Genomic DNA, 12,992 nt, shown 5'->3' on the forward strand with positions numbered 1-12,992 from the left:
CCTAGGGTGCTGCTATGAGTACTGATGTGTTCGAGCCATTGGCCGGTCTCGAGGGGGTCGGGTCGGCGGCGCGGGCGGCCCGGGACGCGGTCGACGTACTGCTCCGGGATCGCGGTCTGCGCCGGGTCGGTTCGGACATGACGGCCGAGGCCCTGCTGCGGGGCGCGCACGCGTCCGCGGCGCTGGCCGGCAGCACCGCGACGCCGGACGACGTACGCCGGGGTTCCGCCGACGGGCTGGCCTCCGGCGCGGTCCGGATGACCAGCGAGCTGATGACGCTCGCGCCGCAGGTGGACAAGGCTCCGGTGCAGGTCTGGACCAGACTGCACCAGTTGGCCGCCGCCGATCTGGTAGCGGAGGACCAGCTGGGCCATCTCCGGACCAGTGCGGAACCGCTGCCGGACGACATCCCGGGACTGCCGCCGGCGCCCGGTGCCGACGAGATGTGGGAGCGGTTGAGCGCTCTCGCGCAGAACCTGACCCGCCCGACCAAGGCGCCCGGCCTGGTCGTTGCGGCGATCGTGCACGCCGAGCTCGCCGTACTGCGACCGTTCCCGGCGGCCAACGGACTGGTTGCCCGGGCCGCCGAGCGCCTGCTGTTGGTTGCCCGGGGCATCGACCCGGTGGCCGTCACGGTACCGGAGGGTGGTCACTATGTGTTGCGGGCGACCTATGCGTCCGGTCTCACCGACTACACAGCGCGAGGATTGACCGGGGTTCGTGATTGGTTGCTGCGGTCCTGCGAGGTCGTGACAAAAGGTGCCGAGCTCTCGCCGTTGGCTTCCTGAGGGCCGCGTCCGGAACGTGCGAACGGCGCTCTCGAGTGAGAACGCCGTCGCTGGCACGTTGCCCTGGTTACCATGCGTGCACCTGTCTGCCGCCACAGGACTAGGCCTGGGTCGCGCTGCCCGTTTGGGATGGGCTGGTCGCCGCGTGGGTACCTGGGTTGCCGTGCAATCTCTACCGGACCCTAAGGCCCTTTGTTGATTCCTTTGTACTCCTGAAACCCCTTTCTGGGAAGGGGATGCAGAGTCCTTCATGGAGTTGAGAACAATGAAGCTCGCTTCAGCTTTCAGCTCGTCCGGGACCGCCGCCGGGAGGCCAGCAGCAGTGCTCCGGCGGCGATCGCCGCGACCAGACCGGCAGCCATTGCGGGGCGTCGCACGGCGGGGAAACTTGCCCGCTCGGCCGGCTCCGCGAACTCCAGGACCGGCCAGCCGCGCTCGACGGCGACCCGGCGCAATGCCTTGTCCGGGTTGACCGCGTGCGGGTACCCGACGGCGGCCAGCAGCGGCTCGTCGGTGATCGAATCCGAGTATCCGTAGGAGCTCGCGAGGTCGTAGCCCTCGGTCGCGGCCAGGGCCTCGATCGCGGTCACCTTGTGTGGACCGTACGCGTATTCGGCGATCTCGCCGGTGTATTTGCCGTCGGCAACGACCATCCGGGTGGCGATCACCCGGTCGGCGCCGAGCATCGCGCCGATCGGCTCCACCACCTCGGCGCCGGACGACGACACGATCACCACGTCCCGGCCGGCCGCGTGGTGCTGCTCGATCAGCTCCACCGCCTCGGCGTGGATCATCGGGCGGACGATGTGGTCCAGGGTGTCGGCGACGATCGCCTTCACCGTCGAGACGTCCCACCCGGTGCACATCGCGGAGATGTACTCGCGCATCCGCTCCATCTGGTCGTGGTCCGCGCCGCCGAGCAGGTAGACGAACTGGGCGTAGGCGCCGCGCAGAACGGTCCAGCGGTTGATCAGGCCGCCGGCGTAGAACGGCCGCGAGAACGCCAGCGTGCTCGAGCGGGCCAGAATGGTCTTGTCCAGATCGAAGAAAGCCGCCGATCGAGCCGTCCCGGGATGCGCCATGCAGTCGAGGATAGGAGCTGAGGAGAAACGCCGGGGGACCCGGGCTTTTGCGTGGGCCGGTATCCCGTTAGACTGGTCGGCAGTGTGACAGTGACACTGGCTGGAAACGCCCGATCGGGTGGGACTGGCGCCTGGGTGACACAGATTCGGTTGAAATCGAACTGAGATGTGTGAAGCCCGGAATCGGGGGGTACAAACTCTCTGACAGTGGCAGACTGTCGCCTCCTGAACGGCCCCCGGCTCCTCCCCCCGAGCCCGTGGCCGAAGACGGCCCCCGGTCACCCCCCCGCCGGGGGCCGTCGCCTTTCTACCGTCAGCCAAGTAAGCGTAAAGATTCTCGCTTTCCTGCGCGTGGGAGCGTTCTCACTTTATGCAGGGTCTTGACAATGTAATTGAGCAGTCACAGGTTGTAAGGCATGAAACCGCCTGCACACCGCCCCCAGGCAGCGGTCGTCATCAGCCTGCTCGCCGTTGTCATGGCCTTCCTGGTCCCCGGTTCCGCCTCCGCGGCCGCCAATCTCGTCACGAACGCCGGATTCGAGTCCGGCACGCTCTCCGGCTGGTCGTGTCCGGCCGGCGGCGTCACCACGTCCGCGCCGCACTCCGGTTCGTACGCCCTCGAGGCGACGCCGAGTGGGAGTGACATCGCCCGGTGTTCGCAATCGATAGCGGTCCAGCCCAATACGGCGTACACACTGTCGGCGTGGGTGAAGGGATCGAACGTCTACCTCGGTGTCGACGGTGGTCCGTCGACGTGGACGACCAGTTCGGGCTGGAGCCAGTTGACCGTCCCGTTCACCTCCACCGGTTCTTCGGTGACCGTCTACTTGCACAGTTGGTACGGGCTGCCGGCGTACCAGGCCGATGACGTCGTACTCGACGGACCTGGCGGGACGCAGGACACCACGCCGCCGTCGACCCCGGGTGGTCTGGCGGTCGGCAGCCCGACCTCGAGCTCGCTGAAGCTGACTTGGTCGGCCGCGTCCGACGCGAGCGGCATCGACCACTACGACGTCGTCCGGGGGACCGGTGCCGCGCAGGGTGTCGGCAACGTGACCAGCTGGACCGCGACCGGGCTGAGCGCTTCGACGACCTACTCGTTCAAGGTGCGGGCGTGTGACCCCAGTGGCAACTGCTCGCCGTACGGCGCGGCCGTGTCGGGCACCACGTCCGACGGTGGCACCAACCCGCCGGTCGGCAGCCTGCCCGCGCACGTGCTCACCGGGTACTGGCAGAACTTCAACAACGGTGCGACGGTGCAGAAGATCTCCGACGTACCGGCGGCGTACGACCTGATCGCGGTCGCCTTCGCGGACGCCGACGCGTCGAAGCCGGGCGGCATCACGTTCAACCTGGACAGCGCCGGGCTCGGTGGGTACACGGTCGCGCAGTTCAAGGCGGACATCGCGGCGAAGCAAGCGGCCGGGAAGAAGGTCATCCTGTCCGTCGGCGGTCAGAACGGCACCATCTCGGTCGCCGACCCGACGGCGGCGTCCAACTTCGCGTCGAGCGCTCTCTCGGTGCTGCGGGAGTACGGGTTCGACGGGATCGACATCGACCTGGAGAACGGGGTCAACGCGCAGTACATGGGTCAGGCGCTGAGGAGCTTGCAGAGCCAGTTCGGCAGCGGGCTGGTGATCACCATGGCGCCGCAGACGATCGACATGCAGAGCACGTCGTTCGAGTACTTCAAGCTCGCGCTGGCGATCAAGGACATCCTGACCATCGTCAACGTGCAGTACTACAACTCAGGCTCGATGAACGGCTGTGACGGTCAGGTGTACTCGCAGGGCTCGGTCGACTTCATCACAGCGCAGGCCTGCATCATGCTGCAGGGCGGTCTGCGTCCCGACCAGGTCGGGCTCGGCCTGCCGGCGTCGTCGCAAGCGGCCGGGAGCGGGTATGTGTCGCCGACTGTGGTCAACAACGCACTGGACTGCCTGACCAAGGGCACCGGGTGCGGGAACTACAAGCCGAGCACTCCGTGGCCGTCGCTGCGCGGTGCGATGACCTGGTCGACCAACTGGGACGCGTCGAACGGCAACCAGTTCGCGACCCAAGTCGGCAGCCACGTCCATTCACTGCCCTGATCATGCACAACTATCGACCGGCTCCGCTGCTGGAGGCGCTCGGTGTCTGCTCGGAGGACGAGCAGCTCTACCGGGCGCTTCTGGCCTGCCCGGAGGCCACCGCGACCGATCTGGCCGCATTCGTCGACTGGCCGGCCAACCGCGTCGGCCGACACCTCAGGTCGCTCCTGTCGCTAGGCCTGGCGTCCCGGACGCCAGGCCGGCCGGCCCGCTACCTGCCCGCCGTACCGGAGGCCGCTGTCGAGCTGCTCGCGCTGCGGAAGCAGGCGGCGATCGTGGAGGCCCGGCTGGGTGCTGCGGCGCTGACAGCCGAGTTCAGACAGCCGGACGCGTTCACGGTCATCCGTGGCGCGGAGGCGATCGCCCAGCGGTTCTACCAGGCGCAGCAGTGCGCGCAGGACGAAGTACTCGTGCTGGACCGATTGCCGTACGCCGTGTTCGCCGCCCCCGGGGTGACCTACCGCACGATCTACGACATGGCGTCGCTGTCCGAGCCTGGCGATCTGGTCGCGGCCCGATCGTCGGGCTGCTGCCGGATGCTGCGCGACGTACCGCTGAAGCTGGTCGTCGTCGACCGCCGCACGGCGCTCCTCCCGACCGGGCCGGACGTCGTCGTAGAGCTGGGCCCGTCGAGTCTCCTGGACGCACTCCTGCGCCTGTTCGACCTGCTGTGGCAACAGGCCAGCCCGCTGACCCCGTCGGTCTCCGACGGCCCACTCACGTCGGACGACCAGCAGCTCCTGTCCCTGGCTGCCGCCGGACTGACAGACCAAGCCATCGCCCGCCGCCTGGGCGTGGCCCAACGGACCGTAGAACGCCGAATGCAACGCATCCTCAAAGCTCTGGACGCCACCACCCGCTTCCAAGCCGGCCTCCGAGCCGGGCAGCAGGGGCTGCTCGTCTAGTCGGTGACGTCAGCCACCGTGGCATTGAGGGCCTTGGTGAGTGCCTCGGCGTCGACAGTGATCCCGACGCCGTGGTCACCGCCGCCGATCGAGATGGTGCCGGTGATCCGCTCGTCCGCGATCACCGGCCAGTCGCGCGTGCTTCCGAGCGGGGTGATCGTCCCGCGGACGTAGCCGGTGACGTCGAACGCCGTGTCCTTGTCCGGCATCGAGATCCGGTTCACGCCGAGCAGCGTCCGCAGCTTCGGCCACGCGATCTCGCGGTCACCCGGCACCAGGACGAAGCGGTAGTCGTCGTCCGACAGCCGCACCACGATCGTCTTGATCAGCCGCGCCGGCTCGATACCGCGCGCCGCCGCGGCCTCCTCCAACGAGTTCACCCGGCCATGCCTGGTCACCTCGTAGGTGAGCCCCAACTGATCAGCCGCATCGGTCGCTTTGGTCACCCGCTTAGTTTTGCACCCGGCTGGGAACGTTCTTCAGCAGCAGCGCGAGCACCAGCGTCACGAGGAACAATGCTCCAGCCTCGGCCGCCACCCCAGCCCACTCGGCGCGGCTCCACGCCGTACCCGCGAGGCCTCCGAACACCGAGGAACCCAGGTAGAACGAGAAGAGGTACATGCTCGACGCCTGCCCGGTCCCGACCCCGCTTGCATGCGCCCGGGCCGGTACCCAGCCGCTGGCCACCCCGTGCACCGCGAAGAAGCCCGCGGTCATCACAGCCAGCCCGAGCACGATCAGCGGCAGCGGAGCCGCCAGCGTGATCGCCACACCGGCCAGCGTGATCAGACACCCGATCGGAACCACGGCCCGCCGCCCGTACCGATCCGCGAGCGTCCCAGCCGTCGCCGACCCGGCTGACCCGAGGAGATAGACACAGAAGACCAGTCCGGCCGCGCCGGCACTCAGCTCGTACGGCGAACCGGACAGCCGGAAGACCGCCCCGTTGTAGACAGCCACGAATGCGCCCACCGCTGTCGCACCGATCCCGTACAGCGCGAGCAGCGCCGGGTCTCGCAGTACGCGGAACAGGTCGTGTGGTCGCGCGGCGCTTGGGTGGAAGTTCCGCGACGCAGGCAGCAACAGCCAGACGACAGCCGCGCACAGTACGCCGACCACGGCGATCCCGCCGGTCGCGAACCGCCACCCGCCGACGTCCGACAACCCGCCTGCGATGAGGCGTCCCGCCATACCGCCAACCGCCGTACCCGCGATGTAGAGGCCGCTGGCGCGCGCGTGGCTGTCCTGGTGCACCTCCTCGCGCAGGTACGCCATAGCGACCGCAGGCAGCCCGGCCATCGCGATTCCTTGCAGACCGCGCAACGCGAGCAGCAGGTGCCACGTCGGCGCGAACGCACTGAGCAGGGCGAACACCGACGTCGCAGCGACCGACCAGCGCATCAGATTGGTCCGCCCGAGCACCTCGGACGCCGGACCGGCGATCAGCAACGCCAGACCGAGACCGAAGGTCGCGAACGACACGCTGAACGCACTCTGGCTGGGCGAGACGTGGAACGCGTCGACCAGTTGGGGCAGCAGCGGCTGCGTGCTGTACAGGAGAGCGAACGTCGCCAGCCCAGCCGCGAACAGTGCGACGGACAGCTTGCGGTACTCCGGGTCTCCGGGCAGGTACCCGGTCTGGCGGGCGACGGACTGGTGCATGTCTTCGACGGTCGCACGGCTGGAGCGATACGTAAAATGTCGATCTCGGCAGAAATCGATACGCTTCTCGCATGCATGTCGAGGATCTGCGGTGGTTCGTCGTACTTGCGGAGACCGAGCACCTCACCGAGGCGGCCGTCGCGCTGGGGACGAGTCAGCCGAATCTGTCCCGCTCGCTGCAGCGGGTCGAGCGGGCGTTCGGGGTGCCGTTGTTCGAGCGGGAGCGTCGCGGCGTACGGCTGAATCCGTACGGACGGCTGGTGCTGGATGCGGCGCGGGCAGCGACGACGGCGGTGGATACGGCGAAGCGGCGGATCGACGCGTTACTCGACCCCGAGTCCGGCACGGTGCGGCTCGCGTTCCTGCACTCGGTCGCGACCAGCCTGATGCCGGACCTGCTGAAGGCGTTCCGGGCGGTGGCGCCGAACATCGGGTTCGCGCTGCGGCAGGAGCCCGCGCACGACATCGTCCAGGACCTGGAGAGCGGTGAGGCCGAGATCGCGATCATTGCGCCCCGGCCGGATCCCGCACGCTTCGGCTGGCACCTGCTCGAGCGGCAGCGGCTGTATCTGCACGTGCCGCCCGGGCATGCGCTGGCCTCTCGGCGCCGGGTCGAGTTGGAGGCGGCCCGGGACGAGGCGTTCGTCGGTCTGCAGCCCGGGTTCGGCTTCCGGCGGGTGACAGACCGCCTGTGTCAGGAGGCGGGGTTCAGCCCCCGGCTGGCGTTCGAGGCGACCGACCTCGCGACGATTGACAGCCTGGTCGGCGCCGGCCTCGGTGTGGCGATCCTGCCGGCCGGCGCGGTTCGCGGGAACGACAGCGGCGCTGTGTCCGTTCCGTTGGCCGGTGTGCGGGCCCGGCGGGAGATCGGTATGGCGTGGCGGCTGAGCCTGCCGCTGACGCCCGCGGCCGAGCGGTTCCGGACGTTCGTCCGATCGCGCCCAGTGACGACAAGCTGACTGTATTAGCGCTGACTTCCGTAGCGTTCGTCCCAATTTCACGGTGTCGACTTGCACAGAGAGGGCTTTCCCCCGCACCCTTGCGTGCGTGAGGAAGCGTCTGGGTTCGTTCCGGCCGAGTCGCCGGCTGCTCTTCGCGGCCGGGACTGCGGCTGCTGCGTCGACGGTCGCCGCCACCGCGGCGGAGGCGGTCCCAGGTTCCCCGGAGGCTACCCTCGACACCGCGGGCGGACTGCTGTCCCTCGGCGCCTACGGCTCGGGCGTGCTCGGTGCCTGGGAGCGCCAGGCGCGGGCGATCTCGAACGAGGGCCAGATCCGCAGGACCCGCGAGACCGACGGCGTCTTCATGTTCGGCGACAGCATCGGCGTCCAGGACGGACCGGCGCTCGCCAGGCAACTGACCCAGCTCGGGATCAGCATCGCCGTCCACAACTGGGCCGGGCGGCCGGTGACCCCCGCGGTCGACGCGCTCGACCTCTGGGCGCAGCAGTACGGCCTGCCGCACCGGATCCTGATGTCGGTCGGGTCCAACGACATCTTCACGCCGCCGGCCGTCGAGGCCCAGGTCGATCGGACCATGAGGATCGTCGGCGACGAGCGGATCGTCTACTGGGTCAACGTGCAGGCGGCCCGCACCGCGCACGGCCCCGACATCAAGGTCTCGGACCAGCGCAACAGCGCCTGGATCAACCTGCAGCTCGCCGACGCCCAGCGTCGCTACGACAACCTGCGGATCGTGCACTGGGCCGAGCATCTGGCCTCCAGCCCCAACCGCCTGGCCCGTCTGCTCCGCGACGGCCTGCACCCGTCGGTCCCGCTCGGGCAGAACGCCCGCAACGGCCTGATCATCGAAGCGATCAAGGCCGGCTGAGTGCGGCTCTGACGCCGCACCCAGCCGTCCCCTTTCTCAGAAGCCCGCGGTGATGCGGGTGAAGTCCCAGTCGGCCTGGGCGATGCCACTGCAGTTGGACACCACGCCGCCGCCGGCGCAGCCGCGGTCACGGTTGACCGACCAGAACGCCAGCCGGCTGAGCCCGTTGCTCTTCGCCCAGTTGGTGATGTTCTGCCAGGTCGCGGTCGTGGTCATCTCCTGCTGGTCGGACAGACCGTTCATGCCGGAGATGCCCTGGTGCGCGTACGCCTCCGTGGTGGACCAGCCGAAGGTGGCCTTCAGCTTGTTGTTCAGGCCCTGGGACGCGCCGACCGTGTCGTTGTAGATGTTCGAGCTGCCGAAGTCGAACGGCATCAGCGTGAACACGTCGATGTTCGCGCCGAGTTCCTTCGACCGGTCGATCAGCCGGTTGCCGTAGTACGTCGGACCGGTCGTCGACGTACCGAAGGTCAGGATCGTCTGGATGCCGGGGTTGTTCTGCTTGACGATCTTCAGCGCGTTCAGGATCCGGTCCTGCACGGCCTCGTTCTCGAACTCGTCGGAGTTCTCGATGTCGATGTCGATCGCCTTGAGGCCGTAGGCGTTGATGACCTGCTGGTACGCGCCGGCCAGCGCCTCGGGCGTGCTGCAGTTCGGGCCGAGCTTGTTGCCGCTCCAGCCGCCGATCGACGGCACGATGTCGCCGCCGGCCGCACGGATCTGGGCGATCGCGTTGGCGTCCGCACTGCCCTGCAGCGGGCGGCTGCCGTCCCAGGCCGGGTTGCAGCCACCGGAGGACAGGATGAAGGCCATGGTGAACCACTTGATACCGGTCGCGTTCATCACGGTCGCCGGGTTCGGCGGGTCGCCCCAGCCCATGTAGAGGTACGGCGCGGCCTGCTTGGTGCCCGTGTTCCCGCCACCGGTGCCGGTCTTGACGGAGATGGTGCTGCTCTTCGCACCCTCACCGGCGCTGTTCGACGCACTCACCTGGTAGCTGTACGTCGTGTTCGCGGCCAGTCCGGAGTCCGCGTACGACGTACCGGTCGGGCTGCCGACCTTCGCACCGTTCCGGTAGACGTTGTAGCTGGTCGCACCCGACGCGGCCGACCACGTGAGGCTCACCGACGACGCGGACGACGTACCGGTGAGGCCTGTGGGTGCACCGGGGACGGTGCCGCCACCGCCACCTGAGCACGAGCCGCCGTTCAAGCGGCACGCGGCGAGGCCGGGGAAGTTACCCGGGCTGCCGTTGAAGCCGAACGTGACAGTCGCGCCAGGAGCCAGCGGACCGGCCCAGCTCGGCGGCGTGAAGGTGTGCGTCTGTCCGCTGCCGGTGTGGACGGCGTCCCAGGTGGAGCTGACGGTGTAGCCGGACGGGAAGTCCAGCGCGACCGACCAGGTGCTGAGAGAGCTGGTGGTGCCGTTGGTGACGGTCACCTTGCCCTCGAAGCCGCTGCCCCAGTCGGACACTTTGGTGAAGCTGGCAGTGACACCTGCCGCGCTGGCTGCCTGGGCAGTCAGCAGGGCGACAACCACGGCCGTGATGGCCGCGAGCGCTAAGGAGATGCGTTTCATGATGCTCCGATCAGTGGGCGGTACGTGATCAGACCCGGCCCCAGAGTGCGGGGACGTTCGGCGGCTCCCAGCCGACCAGGGACGTGTGGCCCTGGATGCACTTGTAGGTGACGCCGTCGTAGCTCACGAGCGCACCGGTCGCGTACGTCGTGTTCGGGGCCCACGGGGTGGCCGTGCCGGGCGGGGTGGTCGGCGGCGTCGTCGGGGGAGTCGTGGGCGGTGTGGTGGGCGGTGTGGTCGGCGGCGTCGTGGGAGGCGTCGTCGGCGGAGTGGTAGGTGGTGTGGTGGGTGGTCCGCTGCAGCCGGCCGTGTCGGCGTTGACGGAGTCGACCACGTTGTTGAAGAGGGTGACACCAGGGTCCAGCGCCTCGAGCGAATACATCATCGCGCCGGCCAGCCCGTTGCAGTGCTGGTAGTCGGCCTTCGCCTTGATCGACTGGGCGTTGTCACCGGACCAGAACGTGCCGTTGCTGTAGAACCAGGACGACTTGGTGGTGTCGTCGAAGTACGTGGCGGACGGGTTGTCCACGAAGCCGGTGAGCTCCTTGTAGAACGAGACACCCGGCACGTTGCCGCTCAGCGCGTGCCCGTCGGCCGGTCCGGTCGCGGTCTGGTACTTACCGTTGTCGGTGGCCGGGACACCCTTCCATCCCCTGTAGTAGAAGGGGTATCCGATGGTCAGCTTGTTCGCCGGGAACCCGCCCGGGATGCCGTACGCCGAGTCGCCGGTGGTCCACGCCTTCACCGCGGAGTCGACCGAGTACTTGCCCTGACCCGGTGGGATCGGGTTGCTCGGATCGTTCGGCGCCGTGTAGAGCGGGTCCTGGAAGTTCGTCGGCCCGGTGGCCTCCCAGCCGCCGTGCATGTCGTACGTCATCACGTTGTTGTAATCGAGGTACTGCCCGATCTTGTCGGTCTCGATCGTGGCGATCTTGTCCTGTCCTGCCGGGGTCGCGGCGGTCAGGTAGTACTTCTTGCCGGTCTGGCCGCCGTACGCGTCCAGCTGTGCGCGGAACTCGGCCAGCAGCAGCGTGAAGTTCTGCTTGTCGGCAGCGCTGTAGTGGTTGCCGACGTGACCGTTGGGCGAACCCGGGTACTCCCAGTCGATGTCGACACCGTCGAAGATGCCGGCCGCCGTACCGGGACCGCCGAAGCCGTCGATCACCGGCAGGTCGCCCTTGAGGAACATGTTCACGCAGGAGCTGACGAAGGCCTTGCGCTTGGCGTCGGTGGAGGCGGCGTCGGAGAAGTACTTCGAGTACGTCCAGCCGCCGATCGAGATGAGGATCTTCAGGTTCGGGACCTTCGCCTTCAGCTTCTTCAGTTGGTTGAAGTTGCCCTGGATCGGCTGGTTCCAGACGTCGCCGACCCCGTCGACACTGATGTCCGCGCCGTACGACTTGCCGTAGTCGGCGAACGCGTCCCCGGCGCCGTCACCGGCGTTCGGGTTGTTCTCGTCCTGCGACGCGGCCTTGTTGGCCATGAAGCAGGTGTGGTTGACCGGATCGATGTTGGCGAACGCGTAGTTCAGGAAGTCCAGCTTCGCGCCGGCTCCGGTGGTGATCAGGTTCTTGGGGTAGAAGGCGTTGGCGTAGATCCCCCACTGGGTGAAGTACGCCGTCTTGACGCCGCCGCTGGTCGCCTGTGGCGCCGCGACGGCTGCGTTGGCCGTGGTGGCGTCCGAGCTCGCGAGAGAGACGCCGGCGGCGGTGATCAGGGCGGTGGCCGCGACGGTGGCTGTGGCGGCGAGCATGCGCAATCGACTCATCTGTTCCTCCGGAGCGATGGGGCGGAAGCGGTCCGGTGAAATTTAGTTAAAGACGCTTCGAAAGGAACCGTAACCGTTCCCGGCGGGTTGGTCGCGGGCTCGTCGTGGCGGGTTCCCGCTGCTGACGGAAATCCGACAACCCTTTGTCCACAGGGATCCGGTCGCGTTCCCGGAAGCGGCCCGGCAACGGCATGTTCTTGGTATGGACACGAACTCACCAATCCCATCGGTGCTGATGGCAACTACCAACGAAGACCTGCTCGAAGACCTGCTCCGGCTGGCCGCGGCCGCATCCGTCACGCCCCACGTCGAGTCCGATCTGCTCGCCCTCCGGCGCAACTGGCATGCCTGTTCGCTGGTCGTCATCGGCCGCGACCTGGCCGAGCGGCTGGCACGCGCTCAACCCGCGCACCGGCCAGGAGTGGTCGTGGTCGGCTCGACATCGGACGGCGACGACCTCTACCGGTGCGCCTTCGACGTCGGCGCCGATGCCGTCTGCCGGCTACCCGACGACGAGCCGCTGCTCGCGGGCAAGCTCGCGGACGCCCTGGACGGTGTCGACCGCGCCGCCGTCACGTTGGCATTCGTCGGCGGCTGCGGGGGAGCGGGTTCGACCACGCTCGCCGCTGCAGTAGCCGTCCTCGGCAACCGGCGCGGGTTTCGCACGATGCTGATCGACGGCGACCCGCTCGGCGGGGGGATCGAGCTTGCCCTCGGTATCGAGCACGACCCCGGCGACCGCTGGCCCAAGCTCCTGAACGCGTCCGGCCGGGTCAGTGCCGCCGCTCTCCGCTCCGCACTCCCGTCGGTCGACGGATTGTCGGTCCTGTCCTGGGATCAGTCCGACGTCACCGTCCTGCCGCCGGACACGATGAGCTCGGTGATCGGCGCCGCCCAACGCAGCACCGACCTGGTCGTCCTCGACCTACCGCGCCGCGCGGACCCCGCCGTAGAAGAGGGCTTCATCCGCTCTACGGCAACCCTGCTCGTCGTCCCCTCCGATGTTCGCTCGGTCGCAGCCGCCAAACGCCTCTCCGGCCCTCTCCGAGCCGTCGCCGGCGACGTCCGCGTTGTAGCCCGAGAGTCTCGCCCCGGCCTAGCACCTATCGACGTCGCCACTCATCTCTCCTTGCCCCTAGCAACAAAACTCGGCCACGACCGAAACCTCCCCACCGCCATGGACCAAGGCCACTTCCCCCTACACCCCAGAAGCCCTCTAGCCCGAACCGCTACCACCCTCCTGGACCTCTTCCCCCCACCCCAACTAACCCCCGCCTAGCCCAACCGCA

At 68.2% G+C, this 12,992-nt stretch carries 11 protein-coding genes; 6 read left to right on the forward strand and 5 right to left on the reverse strand.

Annotated features, from left to right (window positions below):
* The first annotated feature begins 14 nt into the window (after nucleotides 1-14).
* Nucleotides 15-788 (forward strand): Fic family protein, encoded by a 774-nt coding sequence (locus E0H45_RS13955; RefSeq protein WP_131337531.1) that lies wholly within the window; start codon nucleotides 15-17, stop codon nucleotides 786-788.
* 284 nt (nucleotides 789-1,072) lie between these two features.
* Here the strand turns inward: E0H45_RS13955 and E0H45_RS13960 are convergent, their stop codons facing one another.
* Nucleotides 1,073-1,870 (reverse strand): HAD family hydrolase, encoded by a 798-nt coding sequence (locus E0H45_RS13960; protein WP_131337532.1) that lies wholly within the window; start codon nucleotides 1,868-1,870, stop codon nucleotides 1,073-1,075.
* 416 nt (nucleotides 1,871-2,286) lie between these two features.
* Between E0H45_RS13960 and E0H45_RS13965 the strand changes: the two genes are divergently transcribed.
* Nucleotides 2,287-3,960: a chitinase gene (locus E0H45_RS13965; protein ID WP_131337533.1), complete on the forward strand. Its 1,674-nt coding sequence runs from the start codon at nucleotides 2,287-2,289 to the stop codon at nucleotides 3,958-3,960.
* A gap of 2 nt (nucleotides 3,961-3,962) precedes the next feature.
* Nucleotides 3,963-4,865: a helix-turn-helix transcriptional regulator gene (locus E0H45_RS13970; protein WP_131337534.1), complete on the forward strand. Its 903-nt coding sequence runs from the start codon at nucleotides 3,963-3,965 to the stop codon at nucleotides 4,863-4,865.
* Here the strand turns inward: E0H45_RS13970 and E0H45_RS13975 are convergent.
* Together E0H45_RS13975 and E0H45_RS13980 are read right to left on the reverse strand one after the other, a co-directional pair.
* Nucleotides 4,862-5,311: an aminoacyl-tRNA deacylase gene (locus E0H45_RS13975; RefSeq protein WP_131337535.1), complete on the reverse strand. Its 450-nt coding sequence runs from the start codon at nucleotides 5,309-5,311 to the stop codon at nucleotides 4,862-4,864. The genes E0H45_RS13970 and E0H45_RS13975 overlap by 4 nt on opposite strands.
* 4 nt (nucleotides 5,312-5,315) lie before the next feature.
* On the reverse strand, nucleotides 5,316-6,527 hold the full coding sequence (locus tag E0H45_RS13980; RefSeq protein ID WP_131337536.1) for an MFS transporter: 1,212 nt from the start codon (nucleotides 6,525-6,527) through the stop codon (nucleotides 5,316-5,318).
* Between the two features lie 71 nt (nucleotides 6,528-6,598).
* Between E0H45_RS13980 and E0H45_RS13985 the strand changes: the two genes are divergently transcribed.
* Nucleotides 6,599-7,486, forward strand: coding sequence for a LysR family transcriptional regulator (locus E0H45_RS13985; RefSeq protein ID WP_131337537.1), 888 nt, complete (start codon nucleotides 6,599-6,601; stop codon nucleotides 7,484-7,486).
* Between the two features lie 88 nt (nucleotides 7,487-7,574).
* Nucleotides 7,575-8,357 (forward strand): SGNH/GDSL hydrolase family protein, encoded by a 783-nt coding sequence (locus tag E0H45_RS13990; protein WP_238154959.1) that lies wholly within the window; start codon nucleotides 7,575-7,577, stop codon nucleotides 8,355-8,357.
* A 36-nt stretch (nucleotides 8,358-8,393) separates the two neighbouring features.
* On the opposite strand, the gene E0H45_RS13995 is transcribed toward E0H45_RS13990, so the two are convergent.
* Together E0H45_RS13995 and E0H45_RS14000 are read right to left on the reverse strand one after the other, a co-directional pair.
* Entirely contained in the window at nucleotides 8,394-9,935 is a 1,542-nt protein-coding gene (locus E0H45_RS13995; RefSeq protein ID WP_131337538.1) for a glycoside hydrolase family 18 protein, read from the reverse strand.
* Nucleotides 9,936-9,963: 28 nt separating this feature from the next.
* Nucleotides 9,964-11,703, reverse strand: a complete 1,740-nt coding sequence (locus E0H45_RS14000; protein ID WP_131337539.1) for a glycosyl hydrolase family 18 protein — start codon at nucleotides 11,701-11,703, stop codon at nucleotides 9,964-9,966.
* Nucleotides 11,704-11,938: 235 nt separating this feature from the next.
* Here E0H45_RS14000 and ssd point away from each other — a divergent pair, with 235 nt between their 5' ends.
* On the forward strand, nucleotides 11,939-12,982 hold the full coding sequence (gene ssd, locus E0H45_RS14005; RefSeq protein ID WP_238154960.1) for a septum site-determining protein Ssd: 1,044 nt from the start codon (nucleotides 11,939-11,941) through the stop codon (nucleotides 12,980-12,982).
* The last annotated feature ends 10 nt before the right edge of the window (nucleotides 12,983-12,992 follow it).

The sequence above is a fragment of the Kribbella soli genome (assembly GCF_004331345.1).
Lineage (GTDB): Bacteria > Actinomycetota > Actinomycetes > Propionibacteriales > Kribbellaceae > Kribbella > Kribbella soli.

What these genes read in the sequence shown, in the direction of transcription:
- E0H45_RS13960 (WP_131337532.1), bottom strand. Translation starts at nt 1,870, where the DNA reads ATGGCGCATCCCGGGACGGCTCGATCGGCGGCTTTCTTCGATCTGGAC.
- E0H45_RS13970 (WP_131337534.1), top strand. Translation starts at nt 3,963, where the DNA reads ATGCACAACTATCGACCGGCTCCGCTGCTGGAGGCGCTCGGTGTCTGC.
- E0H45_RS14000 (WP_131337539.1), bottom strand. Translation starts at nt 11,703, where the DNA reads ATGAGTCGATTGCGCATGCTCGCCGCCACAGCCACCGTCGCGGCCACC.
- E0H45_RS13985 (WP_131337537.1), top strand. Translation starts at nt 6,599, where the DNA reads ATGCATGTCGAGGATCTGCGGTGGTTCGTCGTACTTGCGGAGACCGAG.
- ssd (WP_238154960.1), top strand. Translation starts at nt 11,939, where the DNA reads ATGGCAACTACCAACGAAGACCTGCTCGAAGACCTGCTCCGGCTGGCC.
- E0H45_RS13965 (WP_131337533.1), top strand. Translation starts at nt 2,287, where the DNA reads ATGAAACCGCCTGCACACCGCCCCCAGGCAGCGGTCGTCATCAGCCTG.
- E0H45_RS13995 (WP_131337538.1), bottom strand. Translation starts at nt 9,935, where the DNA reads ATGAAACGCATCTCCTTAGCGCTCGCGGCCATCACGGCCGTGGTTGTC.
- E0H45_RS13980 (WP_131337536.1), bottom strand. Translation starts at nt 6,527, where the DNA reads ATGCACCAGTCCGTCGCCCGCCAGACCGGGTACCTGCCCGGAGACCCG.
- E0H45_RS13955 (WP_131337531.1), top strand. Translation starts at nt 15, where the DNA reads ATGAGTACTGATGTGTTCGAGCCATTGGCCGGTCTCGAGGGGGTCGGG.